This is a genomic window from Clostridium sp. UBA7339 (genome assembly GCF_002470865.1).
Classification (GTDB): domain Bacteria; phylum Bacillota; class Clostridia; order Clostridiales; family Clostridiaceae; genus Clostridium_J; species Clostridium_J sulfidigenes.
In genome coordinates this window covers 1,390,414-1,404,479 of record NZ_DKPI01000006.1, presented here as the reverse complement: position 1 = coordinate 1,404,479, position 14,066 = coordinate 1,390,414, and the positions used below count along the sequence as shown (strand labels likewise).

Here is a 14,066-nt window from a genome sequence, read left to right as displayed (position 1 = left end):
CACAGTACTTTTGTTATACTCAATAAAATGATCTATAGAATAGCTAAAATCCTGTTTATAGAATAGGAGATAGTAGTCTAGATATAGCTTCCTTGAATTTAATTATTAGAGATCTATTAGAATAATGTTCAGGAGTGAGTAAAGTACTTTGCAATATATCTGATTCAAAGGCTTTATCAACCTCAGAAGTAGTTATTGTACCATATATTATGGCATTAACTTCAAAATTTAGATTAAAACTACGTATATCCATATTAGCAGTTCCTATAGTACACATTTTACCATCTATTGATACCATTTTGCTATGAATAAATCCATTGTCATAGGTGTAGCATTTAGCACCACATTCTACAAGTTCCCAAATATAGGACTTAGATGCCCAATAAATAAATGGATGATCTGGCTTACAAGGTATTATAATTTTAACATCTACACCAGATAGGCATGCTATTTTAAGAGCTGTTAAGATACTTTCATCTGGAATAAAATATGGAGTCTCAATATAAATGGAATTTTCAGCTTTGCTTATTAATTTAAGGTAAGTATTTCTTATACTACACCACTCAGAATCAGGTCCGCTAGAAATTATTTGAACAGCTGTATTATCTATGTATGGTTTTCTAGGAAAATACCTTTCTTCCATGAAAAAGTCTTTTTTGCTCGCAAAACGCCAATCCATCAAAAATCTGACTTCTAGATAATTTACAGAGTCACCTTGAAGATGAAGATGAGTATCTCTCCAAAAGCCAAATTTCTTAGATAGGCCTAAATATTCATCTCCTACGTTTAAACCTCCAACAAAACCATGTTCTCCATCTACAACACAGATTTTCCTATGATTTCTATAGTTTATTCTCACATTTATATAAGGTATAAAAGGTGGAAAAAAGCAATACACTTCTCCACCGGCTTTTACCAGTGGATCAAAAAAATGCTTTTTATTATGAATGCAACCCATACCATCGTAAAGAAGTTTAACTTCAATACCTTCCTTTGCTTTCTTCACTAAAAGATTAAGTATTTCAGTGCCTAGATTATCATCATTAAAGATATAGTACTGAATATGAATAAAATTTTTGGCATTCTTTATACAATCTATCATGATAGGAAATTTTTCATTTCCATTATTAAGAATATCTACTTTATTGTTATTAGTAACAATAAAATTATCACTATATAGATTTAAATTTATTACATCATGATATTCTTTTAATAGAGAGTTATTATTAACTATAGCTTTGTCGCTGAGAAGGCGCTTTTGCTCTTCAGAGAATTGCATAAGAACAGATTCTTCTTCCTTTTTTAGAACAAAGAATTTTTTGCGACGAAGATTTTGACCAAAGAATAAATACATTATAAAACCAATAAATGGTATAAACAACATTATCATAAGCCATGTCCAAGTATTACTAGTATTTCTCTTTTCAAATATAATTACAATTATAGCAAAAGCAATATTTACAACAAATATAAGGTTTATAATATTTAAAAAAACAGTATAATTATCCATAAAAACTCCTTATTATAATATAATAATTAAATTTTAGCATAACATATAAAAAATACATATAAAAAACTATAAAAACTATATAATTATTATAATAATAAAAGTATAATTGAAATTAGTGTTTGCAACATGTATAATTCTATGCTATAAAACTAGTGTAACATAAATAATATAGTATAACATAAAATAAACGGGAGGGCAAAATGAAGGAGTTTTTTAACAAAAGTGAACTTAAAAATTATCTAATGATAATGGTTGGTATAACAATACTGGCTATAGGAATAAACGTATACTATTCACCACAACATTTAGTTACCGGAGGAGTATCAGGTTTAGCTATTATATTAGATTATGTATTTAGCATTCCACTATGGTTAACTAATGTAATTGTAAATATACCATTATTTATAGTAGGAATAAAAATAAAAGGGATGGATTTTGCAAAAAAATCTATATTTGGAGCAGCTTTTGTATCTGTTGCCCTTTGGTATACTAGTTTTATCCCGCCGGTTCAATCTGACTTATTAATATCAAGTGTATTTGGAGGCCTTTTTGTAGGAGCTGGAGTTGGATTAGTATTAAGATCATCTGCATCAACAGGAGGTACAGATTTACTTGCAATAATTATAAAGCATTATTTGAAGAAAATACCTATAAATCAAATAATGATGTGCATAGATGGAATGATAATAGTAGTAGGTTTATTTGTTTTTGGCGTAGAAAAAGCCATGTATGCATTGATATCTATATTTATAGTTTCTAAAGTAGTAAATACCTTAGTAGAGGGTGTAAATTACTCTAAAGAAGTACATATAATCTCAGAAAAGTCTGGTGAAATAGCACAAGAATTAATGAAGCACTTAAATAGAGGAATAACAAGTATAAATGGCAAGGGTGTATATACTGGAAAAAGTAAAGATATATTGTATATTGTATGCTCTACAGAAGAATTAATTGAGCTTCAAAGAATTGTAAAAGAAGTAGACACTGAAGCTTTTATAATAATAAATGATGTAAGAGAAGTAGTAGGAAGAGGATTTACTCAACCACAGTATGATGGATACAAAGAAGAAAAATAGAACATTATAGAAGGATTTAGAAAATAAGTATAGAAACTATTTAAGTATAAGATGTATATTCAATTTTGAAAGGATAGGTGATTAATATGAATATAAAAGTGGAGAACTTAAAAAATGTTCAATCACATAACAATTCCAAAGGTATATTTTTATTTGAAAGTTATATGGAACTACAACAAGGATTTTCATGTGACAAATTAGATAATATCCTTAGTTGCTTAAGTGAAAGTAAAGAGTTCGCTGGCAAAAAAGGAGATTTATATACATTAACTAATATAGAAGATGGGTCTATACAAAAAACTATACTTGTAGGTCTTGGTGAAAAATCTAAGTGTAAAGTAGATAATGTTAGAAATAATACTTCTAAGTTAATCAAGGAAGTAATTAAACAAAAAATAAAAACTCTAGATTTACATGTGAAATCTATGGATTGTTGTTGTAATTATGAAAAAGTTAAAGCTATTACTGAATCCATTATAATGACTACTTATAATTTTGATAAATATAAAAGTGATAAAAAAGAAGTACTATTAGAAGAAGTAAGAATTATATTTCATGAGGACCAAGATTTAGCTAAATTAAATGAAGCTGTAGAAGAAGGAAGACTACTTGCAGAAGGAAATTTAATTTCAAGAGAACTTGTAAATGAGCCTGCAAATATTTTAACTCCAGAGGCATTATCTAAAAAAGTTCAGCAGTTAGGCCTTGATCATGGATTCCAAGTTGAAGTATATAATAAAGAAGAAATTAAAAACTTTGGTATGGAATCATTTTTATCCGTTGGTAAAGGTTCTTCAAATGAACCCAAGCTAATTGTAATGAGATACATGGGTGATGCTGATAATAAAGAAAATATATTAGGTCTTGTAGGTAAAGGATTAACCTTTGATGCAGGTGGATATTGCCTAAAAACTGCAGGAAGTATGTGGACTATGAAGAGTGATATGGGGGGAGCAGGTGCTGTTATCGGTGCCATGTCTACCATAGCAAGAAAGGGATTAAAGAAAAATATTGTAGCTGTAGTGGCTGCTTGTGAGAATTTAATTTCAGGAGATGCATATAGACCTGGAGATATAATTAATACTATGAATGGTAAAACCATAGAAATTATAAATACAGATGCTGAAGGCAGATTAACTTTAGTAGATGCAGTTACTTATATAATAAGAAAAGAAAATGTAACTAAGGTAGTTGATATTGCTACTCTTACTGGTGCTGTAGGTGGTGCTATAGGAAGTGCCGCTACAGGAGTTGTAACTAATGATGATGAATTCTACTCACTTTTAGAGGAAGCTTCTTTACATTGTGATGAAAGAGTTTGGAGATTCCCAACCTTTGATGAATATAAAGAAAAAATAAAAACTGGTAATGCAGACTTAGTTAACTCAACTGGCCCTGTAGGTGCAGGAGCAATTACAGCAGGATTATTTATTGGTGAATTTGTAGAAGATAAGCCATGGTTACACCTTGATATTGCAGCTACAGCTTTCACATCACAGACACCAAATAGAGAATATTTCTCAAAGGGTGCAACAGGAGTAGGGTCAAGATTATTATATGAAATTGCTAAAAAATATTAATAAACATAAAAAACCTGTGGAAACACAGGTTTTTTAATGATAAAAGAGTATAACTTTGAATTTATAAAGTTATACTCTTTCATTATGTAAATATTTAATTATAAGATACCTTCATTTTTAAGAACAGATTCAATTTCTTGAACTTTCTTAGCAAGAGAAATAAAGTTTTCTTTTATCATATCCTCAGATACAGAATTAAATTTAATATTTTCTTCTAGTTTTTCAATAGTAGAAAGTGCTTCATCAATCTCTTTTTGCGCTTGCTTTAAATTAGTTTCATTCATAAAAAATCTCCTTTAGTTGTTTTATTTAATCTATACATTAAATGTTATCATTGAGAAGATTTAAATTCAACTATAAATTTATTGAAATGAATTATAGGAGTTAGTATAAGACTTATCAATTTTGCTACTATGAAGGGAGTATACTTCTCCATTAACTAAATCAACAACTTCTACAAGACCAGAATTATCATAAACTTTTCTAATGAATAACTCTCTATTGTTATAATAACCAGTAGCTCCAGGGTTTTGATTTTTCATTTCTATTATTTCGTTTAAATCCATAACATAATATACCTCCTAGTATGATTTTTAATAGTTTTTCCTAAATTGACAGTTTTTATGCATGATAAAATAGAGGATAGAATTTTCTATATAATAAAAAAGCTAAATATTGTTTAAAGGAAGAACATATACATTACATATAAATATATATTAATTTATTAAAGATATAGGAGAGTTTGTATGATAAATGTAATATGGTTCGGAATTTTATTTATAGGTATAGCTTTTGGCGTACTTACAGGAGATGGAGAGCTCTTATCTAAAACCATAGTATCAACTACATCAGATACAGTTAAGCTTATTATAGAGCTATTAGGAATGATGTGTCTTTGGTGTGGGGTGATGAAAATTGCGGAGAGAAGTGGCCTTACAGACAAATTAGCCAGATTGTTAAAACCTATACTTAGAATAATCTTTAAAGAAGCAGGAAAAGATGATAAGGCTTTAGGAGCTATAGTTATGAATCTTACAGCTAATATGTTTGGATTATCTAATGCAGCAACTCCTTTTGGTATAAGAGCTATGGAGGAAATGGATAGAATAAATGGGCATAAAGATGTGGCAAGCAACGATATGGTACTATTTCTAGTTTTAAATGCAGCCTGTATTCAATTTGTGCCAACTACAGTTGTTTCTATTAGAGCTGCATTTAATTCTGGAAATCCAGGTTCAATAATTCTACCAGCACTATGTACTACAACCTTTGCATCTATACTTGGAATTATTTTATGTAAGTTTTTACAAAGATACTTTTAAAGGAGGAAAATGCCGTGGGAAATATATTTGATTATTTTTTAAAGGGAATAATTCCAATAATTATAGGTGCTGTAGTACTATATGGCATTATTGCTAAGGTAAAAGTATATGAATGTTTTGTAGAAGGATCTAAGGAAGGTATAAATGTATGTGTAAGGATTTTCCCTTATCTTTTAGCTATGCTTATAGCAGTAAATTGCTTTAGGGCTTCAGGGGCTATGGATTATGTTATAAACTTAATAAAGCCAGCTGTTAACGTGGTAGGTATACCTCCAGAAATCGTTCCGTTAATATTTATAAAACCACTATCAGGTAGTGGAGCAATTGGGGTTTTCACAGATATAGTAAAAAGCTATGGACCAGATTCTTTCTTAGGATTTCTATCATCTATAATAATGGGTGGTACAGAAACTATATTTTATACTATTACTGTGTATTTTGGAGCTGTTGGTATAAAGAAGGTAAGACACAGTTTATGGGTAGCTCTAATAGTTGATTTATGTGCTGTACTCTTAGCAGTTAATTTAGCAGTAATGTTAATGAGATAAAGAAATTTGTTAATACAGGGGAGGAGTTTAATTAAAAGTATAGAATTTGCCTATATATAACATATTTTGTAAAGTATGATATATAAGTAGATTCTAGATGGGAGAAAAAGTTATGGATGTTTTTATGGAGAATTTTTTTTATCTTCTTATCTTGTTTTTTATAATAGGAGCTGTAGTTGCAACAATAAAAAGAATTTTACACTAGAGAGGAATTAAATTATATAAGAGATTACTTAAGAAAATAATAGTAAATGAAACTGCCTAATAAAGAGCATTAGCATACTTTATTAGGCAGTTTTTAATATATAGCTATCAATATTTTAGTCTAGCTTTGTTATATGACTATTGATAGGCTTCAGTTTCTTCACATAGAATATATAAAGAAGAAGTCCATCTACAGACCATTGAACAAAACATATAATCCAGAACACAGTTATTGATGTGCCTAGTAAATAAATGAATATAAATACTAGTGGAAGTCTTATAAACCAAGAGGTTACGAAGGCTATAATAAATGGAGTTTTAGTATCACCATAACCTTTGAAAATTCCACCTACAATCATCGATAGTGCCATGGCAGGCTGTTCTGCAGCAGCTATCATTAAACAAGCTGCTCCAAGAGAAATAACTTCTGTATTACTACTATCTATAAACATTTTAATAAGTTGTGCTGGGAATATTAAGAATAGTAATGTAAATATGCACATTACACCTATTCCTAAAATCATAGCAGTACGACCATACTCTCTAGCTTTTTTATAGTCGCCTTCACCAACTTTATTTCCAACTAGAGTTGTAGCAGCAACGGCAAATCCCCACCCAGGCATAAAAGAAATAGATTCTAAGGTTAAAGTGATTTGGTTAGCAGCAAAGGCGATGGTACCAAGATGCATAATCATCATACTTGTAAAAAGTCTAGCTAAACTATAGGCAGCTTCTTGCATTCCAGCAGGTACAGATAAAGAAGTAATATTTTTTATTCTAGCACCGCTGAATTTCTTTAAGTACTTAAATTCAATTTTTATTAGAGATTTTTTATAGGTATATATAGCTGAATAAATAAATCCTGATATATTAGCTATAGTTGTAGCAATAGCGGCACCCTTAACTCCAAGTTCTGGAAAACCAAGTAAACCAAATATTAATATAGTATCTAATGAAAGGTTAACTACAAGCATAACAATAGAAACAATCATTGGAGTTTTAGTATTTCCATAGGATCTATTAACAGCATTTAACATACTAGATAACATATTAAAGGGCAAGCCAATACATACAATGTTTATATAAGTTGTACCTAATCCTATTATGCTTGGCTCAGCACCAGCTAGAACTAACAATTTTTTACTAAATAAGAATATAAATAGTGTAGTAGCCATACTTACTAGGAATCCTAAAGAAAATCCTAAGGTTGCATATTCATTAGCCTTATCTAATTCTTTAGCACCGTATCTTCTTGCTACAATTGAAGTGATTCCAACAGATAAGCTTTGAGCAACTAAAATATTAGTAAAGGTATAAATAACTTCACTAGACATTCCTACAGTACTAACAGCAATATCCCCTCCATATTGACCTATAAGCATAGTATCAACAGTCCATATCATTGTATATAATAACATTTCTATTACAGCTGGTAAGGATAGTTTAAGTACATCCTTTACTGTAGATTTATTTAAATAAAGGTTCTTTTTTAATAATTCCATATAACTACCTCCTTTAAAAAAATACCCTTTTAATTGCCTAATAATAATGTAAGAAAATTATGGCACATATATAATGATAATTCATATTTCCAAAAAAAAATAGATGTAATACAAATAAAAATAAATAAAGTATAAAAATTCATAAAAGTGAATAAATTACTATATAAATATATACCTATATAAATAGCTGTATATAAAACTATAAGGCTAGTTAAATAGTTAACTATTTGTTGTGCTCATGCGGGTTTCAGGGCTATTCTACCCTTTGAAGGTGTGATTAAACATATATCTAAAGGGAAGTTATGAATAATTATATTGCTACTATTTAATAATATATTAATAAACATAATATATTAATTATACCGTTGACATAAAATAATTATAGTATTATCATATTAATTAATATTGATATTTAATGCGAAGAAAAGAAGAGTACTAAATGAAATTTTCTAAAGAGAGCTAGAATAGGTGAAAACTAGCGAAAAAGAAGTTTAGGAACATGGTCTTGGAGCAGATTTTCTGAAGTGTAGTCACCAAGGAAAATAGGGAAGTCCCCCTTATAGGACAAAGTAATAAAGGCTAAGGCTAAGTTACTTATTGAGGTGTCTACTGTGAAGTAGATATGAATTAGAGTGGTAACACGTATATAACGTCTCTATGTAGAAATATTTCTGCATAGAGATTTTTTTTAGACTTAAAGCCAAAAGATATAATAAAAATACAATAATTTTAGGAGGAAGAAATATGACAAATAAACCATTTTATATTACTACACCAATATACTATCCATCAGCTAATCTTCATATAGGAAATACTTATACAACTGTGGCAGCTGATGCTATAGCGAGATTTAAAAGATTTACAGGTCATGAAGTAATGTTTTTAACAGGAACAGATGAACATGGTCAAAAGCTTCAAAGAATAGCTGAAGACAAGGGCGTTAAACCAATAGAATACATAGATGAAATAGTATCTGGAATTAAAGATCTTTGGAAGCTTATGGACATTAGTTATGATAAATTTATTAGAACTACTGATGATTATCATAAAAGCTCTGTACAAAAAATATTCAATCAGCTATATGAACAAGGAGATATATATAAAGGCTCTTATGAAGGTTGGTATTGTACACCTTGTGAAGCTTTCTGGACAGAGACTCAAGCAGTAGATGGAAAATGCCCAGATTGTGGTAGACCAGTAGAAAAGGCAAAAGAAGAAGCATATTTCTTCAAAATGTCTAAATATGCAGATAGACTTTTAGAGTATATAGAATCTCATCCAGACTTTATACAACCAGAATCAAGAAAAAATGAAATGGTAAATAACTTCTTAAAACCAGGATTACAAGATTTATGTGTATCAAGAACATCTTTTGATTGGGGAATACCGGTTGAGTTTGATAATGGTCATGTAATTTATGTTTGGATAGATGCTCTTTCAAACTATATAACTGCATTAGGTTATAACCAAGAAAACACGGAGCTTTATAAGAAGTTCTGGCCAGCAGATGTACACTTAATAGGAAAAGATATATTAAGATTCCATACTATATATTGGCCAATTATGTTAATGGCATTAGGATTAGAGTTGCCAAAACAAATATTTGGTCATGGATGGCTTTTAGTTGATGGTGGTAAAATGTCTAAATCTAAAGGAAATGTAGTAGATCCAGTGATACTTGTAGATCACTTTGGAGTAGATGCTGTAAGATATTACCTACTACATGAAATACCTTTTGGTTCTGACGGACTTTTCAATAATGAAATATTCATAAAGAAAACTAATTCAGATTTAGCTAATGACCTTGGAAATTTAGTTTCAAGAACTGTAACTATGGTAGAGAAATACTTTGGAGGAGTAATTCCAGCTCCAGATGTTAAGGAGGCTATCGATGAAGCGTTAATTTCCGTTGCATTAGAAGTACCTAAGAAGGTTGAAGCTGAAATAGAGCATTTAAGAGTTTCTGATGCACTAGATCATATATGGACATTAATTAGAAGAACCAATAAGTACATCGATGAGACAACTCCTTGGATATTAGGTAAGGATGAAAACTTAAAAGGAAGACTTGCTACAGTTCTTTATAACTTATGTGAAAGTTTAAGAATAATATCTTCTTTAACTTCAGCATTTTTACCAACAACAAGTGCCAAAATAAATGAGCAATTAAATATTTCTAATTTTACATGGGAAAGTTTGACTTCTTTTGATGGTACTGTTGCAGGAACTAATGTTAATAAGGGCGCTGTAATATTCCCAAGAATAGATGTGGAAGCTAAAATAAAAGAACTTGAAGAAATCGCTGAAGCAGCTAAAAAAGCTGCACAAAAAAGAGAAATAACTCCAATAAAGGAAGAAATAACTATAGATGATTTTGAAAAAATTGACCTTAGAGTAGTTAAAGTTTTAGAATGTGAGCCAGTTAAGAAAGCTAAAAAACTTTTGAAATTTAAGGTAGATATGGGTGGAGAGATTCGTCAAGTTATATCAGGTATTGCAATGCACTGCAAGCCAGAAGAGTTAATTGGAAAGAACATAGTCTTAGTTGCTAACCTTAAACCTGTAACTTTAAGAGGTGAAATATCTCAAGGTATGATTCTTTCTGCAGCTACAGATGATGATTCAAAATTATGTGTAGTAGATCCAGGTGACATTGAATCAGGTTCAATAGTACGATAATAAAAAAAGTTACATCCTTTGGATGTAGCTTTTTTTATTATATAATTAAAGGTAAATAAATCATTGGGGGAATTATATGGGAAAGGTAAGAATAACTGTTTTAGAAAGTAAGTGTAGGTGTGGATATCATAAAAAAGGAGACATATATGAAGTGGAAGATATTTGTCCTCCTATTTGTCATGAATTGTGGCAAAATATTTATCCAAGTGTATATACTTTACTTAATGGAGGAGATTTAGATTTTGGAGATGAACGTAGAAAGATGTTTCAGCTTTCATGTCCAGATGGAGGAAGGGTGAAAGTTAAGGGAGAAGTTATAGAATAAAAAAATAGAAGGCCTGAGTATTTAGAAAAATTCAGGCTTTCTATTTTTGAAATATATTGGTTTAACATTACATAGATGGCATAATAAAAGAGCTTCTTTAAAATTGTTATTAATAGCAGAAGGGTTGTGGGAATCAGAACCAATAGTTATATACTTTCCTCCTAATTCTTTATATCTACTATAGATTTTTTTTAGATTATCAAAGGTTACATTGCTTTTTATTCTACGAGTATTTATTTCCATAGCAGTATTAGTATCAATACAAGTTTTTATAACACTATCTATTAAATCATTATATTTATCATAGTAAATCTCACTATCACTTACAGGTGCGTATCTGGATATATAATCTATATGACCTAAAGTATCTATGTAAGGATGAGTTTTTATACAGTCACAAATTTCTTGAAAGTACTTAATTAGAACTTCTCTATAGGATAAGCCTTCATAAATATCCCAGTATCCAATATCAATATTGCTTATTGTATGCTGAGAACCTATAACCTGATCAAAGCCATAGGAATTTATAAGCTTTTCATTATCTTCTTTATAATCTAGAGACATTCCAACTTCTATACCTAATAATAGATTATTACTTCTGTATTCTCCGTATTTTTTAAAATAATCATCTACATTAAAACGAAATCCAGCTTCCTTAGGATAATTTAAATCCATATGGTCTGTAATAACTAAACCTATGTTGTGTTTACCTGCTGTATTAATAGCATCAGTTAGCTTCATGTTAGAATCAGTAGAAAAACAAGTATGTATGTGGCTATCAAAAATCATAAGATTACCCCCTTAAATATTACTATATAATTATAACACAGTATGAAATTTACTCCTTTGGTATCATGAATAAATTTACATATGTTGGATAAAATCTAAATACCTTACTAGCTTTTATATTTATCCGATGACTACCAGTTCTAATGCTCTCATCTTTTTTGAAGAGAGAATAAAGAGCTGCTACGTCCCTGGATAACGATTTCCCCTAAAGGACAACGAATTCTAAGTATCAAATAAATTGATACTTAGAATTCTGTTAGTAACCTTCAAAGGGAGTAAAAAACTCCCTCTGAAGTAAAGAACTCTGTTTATTAGTGAATTTTAGCTATGGACAAAGATTAATTTACCATATATGATAAATTAAATGATAAAGATGGAATTGATAAAAATTTAACTTATGAAAGCGGGGATAATATGATATTTGATTCACATGCTCATTATGATGATGAACAATTTGATGATGACAGAGATGTTATTTTAAAAGAGATAAAAGATAAAGAGGTTATAGGCGTAATAAATTGTGGTTCTAGCTTGAAGGGTCTTGAAATGTCTGTAAAGTTAGCTGAAGATTATGATTTCATTTATGCCGCTGCGGGAATTCACCCAGAGAATGCTGATGAATTTAGGGATGAAGTTAAAGAGAGAATACGTAGCTTGGCTAAGGACAAGAAGATAGTTGCAATAGGAGAAATAGGATTAGACTACTATTGGGAAGAAAACCCTTCAAGAGAAGTACAAAAGAAAGTTTTTAGAGAGCAAATGGCTATAGCTAAAGAATTTAATTTGCCTGTTATAATTCATGATAGAGATGCCCATGGAGATACCCTAGAAATATTAAAGGAATTTCCTGATGTAATAGGTGTAGTTCACTGCTTTTCAGGAAGTGTAGAATTCTCTAAAGAATGTTTAAAATTAGGATATTATATAGGGGTTACTGGAGTAGTTACTTTTAAAAATTCTAAGGTTATAAAAGAAGTGGTAAAGGAATTACCCCTAGATAGGTTATTGGTAGAAACTGATTGTCCATATATGGCACCAACACCAAATAGAGGAAAGAGAAATCAATCAAATTATATAAAGTTTATCATAGAAGAAATAGCTAACATTAAAGGTACAAGCAGAAAACAAATTGAAGAAATTACAATATTTAACACAAAAAGCTTGTTTAATTTAAATTAGTGAGGTATAATTTGAAATATAAATTTGAAAGTGTAGTTTTAGATATATTAAATTATAGATATAAATTTCATTAGTTTTTAAGTCAAATGTATATAAAGAATAAATGAACTTATTTTTGCATATGTATAATATAAACCTGTACTTATCACCCCGGAAAGACTGAAACTAAAACACAGAAAAGCTATTATTTTAATTATTATTTTATTATGCATAGTATGCATTAAGTTCAGTCAATTCAATGATTAGAGTGCTAAATTTGACATAACTATGGTATCTAATATATAATAGCAAAGTACTCTTGTCTGAGGGAGGTAATCTTTATGATGATTAAATTCAAAGATAAATTGAAAAGCAATTTTTCAATTTGGCCAAAGACGGTGTTCGTTGTTGTATTAATTCTATTAAGTGCCGCAGTTACTATTTGGGGGTTAAGGAATACCGTTAAAGTAGTAGTTGATGGTCAAAAAGTAGAAATAACTACATTATCAAAAAATTTAAATACTATACTAGAGAACAACGGCATAACAGTTGCTCAGAAGGATAAAATTTCTGTGGAACTAGACAGCGAAGTTAATGATGGTGACATAATTTATATTAATAAGGCAGTAGATGTAGAAGTAGTGGTAGACGGAAAAAACTTATCAATAGCATCAGCAGAGAAAACAGTAGAAGATATGTTAGAAGCTGAGAATATTAAAATAAGTCAAGAGGACAAGATAGTTCCGTCTATGGATGAAAATCTACAAGCAGGTATGACTGTTGAGGTTACAAGAGTAAAGAAGGAGCTTTTAAAAGAAGTTCAACCAATAGCTTTTGAAACTGAAACAAGAAAAAACTCTGAACTTAACCAAGGAGTAGAAAAAGAAGTTCAAAAAGGCTCTATGGGTGAGAGAACTATCACAACAGAGGTTGTGTATGAAAATGGTAAAGAGGTTAATAGAAGAGTTGTAAAAGAGGTTGTTAGTAAAAATCCTATAAATAAGATAATAGATATAGGAACCTTAGCTGTTGTAAGACCATCACGTGGTGGCAATGCAAAAGACTTTGCATATTCAAGTATGATATCTTGTGTATCAACTGCATATACTTCCGATAGGGGAGATTCAGGTACTATAACAGCAACAGGTACAACTGTTAGACGTAATCCAAATGGATACAGCACTGTAGCTGTAGATCCAAGAGTAATTCCATTAGGAACAAAACTTTATATCGAAGGATATGGACTTGCCATTGCAGAAGATACAGGGGGAGCCATAGTAGGTAATAAGGTTGATGTGTATGTTAATAGCTATGATGAAGCTGTTAACTGGGGAAGAAGACAGGTTAACGTTTATATTTTAAAATAGGAGCAT

The 14,066-nt window shown here is 30.0% G+C and carries 13 protein-coding genes and 1 other annotated feature; of the genes, 8 read left to right on the top strand and 5 right to left on the bottom strand.

The window, feature by feature from the left end; all coding sequences use genetic code 11:
- Positions 1-55: 55 nt before the first annotated feature.
- Positions 56-1,510 (bottom strand): cardiolipin synthase, encoded by a 1,455-nt coding sequence (gene cls, locus B2S02_RS10100; protein ID WP_346846938.1) that lies wholly within the window; start codon positions 1,508-1,510, stop codon positions 56-58.
- Positions 1,511-1,710: 200 nt separating this feature from the next.
- Between cls and B2S02_RS10095 the strand changes: the two genes are divergently transcribed.
- Together B2S02_RS10095 and B2S02_RS10090 are read left to right on the top strand one after the other, a co-directional pair.
- Entirely contained in the window at positions 1,711-2,586 is an 876-nt protein-coding gene (locus B2S02_RS10095) for a YitT family protein (RefSeq protein ID WP_346846939.1), read from the top strand.
- Positions 2,587-2,672: 86 nt separating this feature from the next.
- Entirely contained in the window at positions 2,673-4,166 is a 1,494-nt protein-coding gene (locus B2S02_RS10090; RefSeq protein ID WP_346846940.1) for a leucyl aminopeptidase, read from the top strand.
- Between the two features lie 98 nt (positions 4,167-4,264).
- Here the strand turns inward: B2S02_RS10090 and B2S02_RS10085 are convergent, their stop codons facing one another.
- Both B2S02_RS10085 and B2S02_RS10080 read right to left on the bottom strand, forming a co-directional pair.
- Complete coding sequence (locus B2S02_RS10085) at positions 4,265-4,450, bottom strand: hypothetical protein (protein ID WP_035130839.1); 186 nt, start codon at positions 4,448-4,450, stop codon at positions 4,265-4,267.
- 78 nt (positions 4,451-4,528) lie between these two features.
- Positions 4,529-4,732 (bottom strand): hypothetical protein, encoded by a 204-nt coding sequence (locus B2S02_RS10080; RefSeq protein WP_035130841.1) that lies wholly within the window; start codon positions 4,730-4,732, stop codon positions 4,529-4,531.
- 180 nt (positions 4,733-4,912) lie between these two features.
- Here B2S02_RS10080 and B2S02_RS10075 point away from each other — a divergent pair, with 180 nt between their 5' ends.
- Both B2S02_RS10075 and B2S02_RS10070 read left to right on the top strand, forming a co-directional pair.
- Positions 4,913-5,488, top strand: a complete 576-nt coding sequence (locus tag B2S02_RS10075) for a nucleoside recognition domain-containing protein (protein WP_346846941.1) — start codon at positions 4,913-4,915, stop codon at positions 5,486-5,488.
- A gap of 14 nt (positions 5,489-5,502) precedes the next feature.
- Entirely contained in the window at positions 5,503-6,036 is a 534-nt protein-coding gene (locus B2S02_RS10070; protein ID WP_346846942.1) for a spore maturation protein, read from the top strand.
- A gap of 320 nt (positions 6,037-6,356) precedes the next feature.
- Here B2S02_RS10070 and B2S02_RS10065 read toward each other — a convergent pair whose 3' ends face one another.
- Positions 6,357-7,742, bottom strand: a complete 1,386-nt coding sequence (locus B2S02_RS10065) for an MATE family efflux transporter (protein ID WP_346846943.1) — start codon at positions 7,740-7,742, stop codon at positions 6,357-6,359.
- Between the two features lie 411 nt (positions 7,743-8,153).
- Positions 8,154-8,402, top strand: a binding site (T-box leader).
- 84 nt (positions 8,403-8,486) lie between these two features.
- On the opposite strand from B2S02_RS10065, the gene metG reads away from it, so the two are divergent.
- Positions 8,487-10,421, top strand: coding sequence for a methionine--tRNA ligase (gene metG / locus B2S02_RS10060; RefSeq protein ID WP_346920665.1), 1,935 nt, complete (start codon positions 8,487-8,489; stop codon positions 10,419-10,421).
- A gap of 76 nt (positions 10,422-10,497) precedes the next feature.
- Entirely contained in the window at positions 10,498-10,746 is a 249-nt protein-coding gene (locus B2S02_RS10055; RefSeq protein WP_346846945.1) for a TIGR04076 family protein, read from the top strand.
- 21 nt (positions 10,747-10,767) lie between these two features.
- Here B2S02_RS10055 and B2S02_RS10050 read toward each other — a convergent pair whose 3' ends face one another.
- Entirely contained in the window at positions 10,768-11,535 is a 768-nt protein-coding gene (locus B2S02_RS10050) for a histidinol phosphate phosphatase (RefSeq protein WP_346846946.1), read from the bottom strand.
- Between the two features lie 414 nt (positions 11,536-11,949).
- On the opposite strand from B2S02_RS10050, the gene B2S02_RS10045 reads away from it, so the two are divergent.
- A complete protein-coding gene (locus tag B2S02_RS10045) occupies positions 11,950-12,714 on the top strand; it encodes a TatD family hydrolase (RefSeq protein ID WP_346877498.1) in 765 nt (254 codons plus the stop codon).
- Between the two features lie 320 nt (positions 12,715-13,034).
- Positions 13,035-14,060, top strand: coding sequence for a 3D domain-containing protein (locus B2S02_RS10040; protein ID WP_346920664.1), 1,026 nt, complete (start codon positions 13,035-13,037; stop codon positions 14,058-14,060).
- Positions 14,061-14,066: the final 6 nt, after the last annotated feature.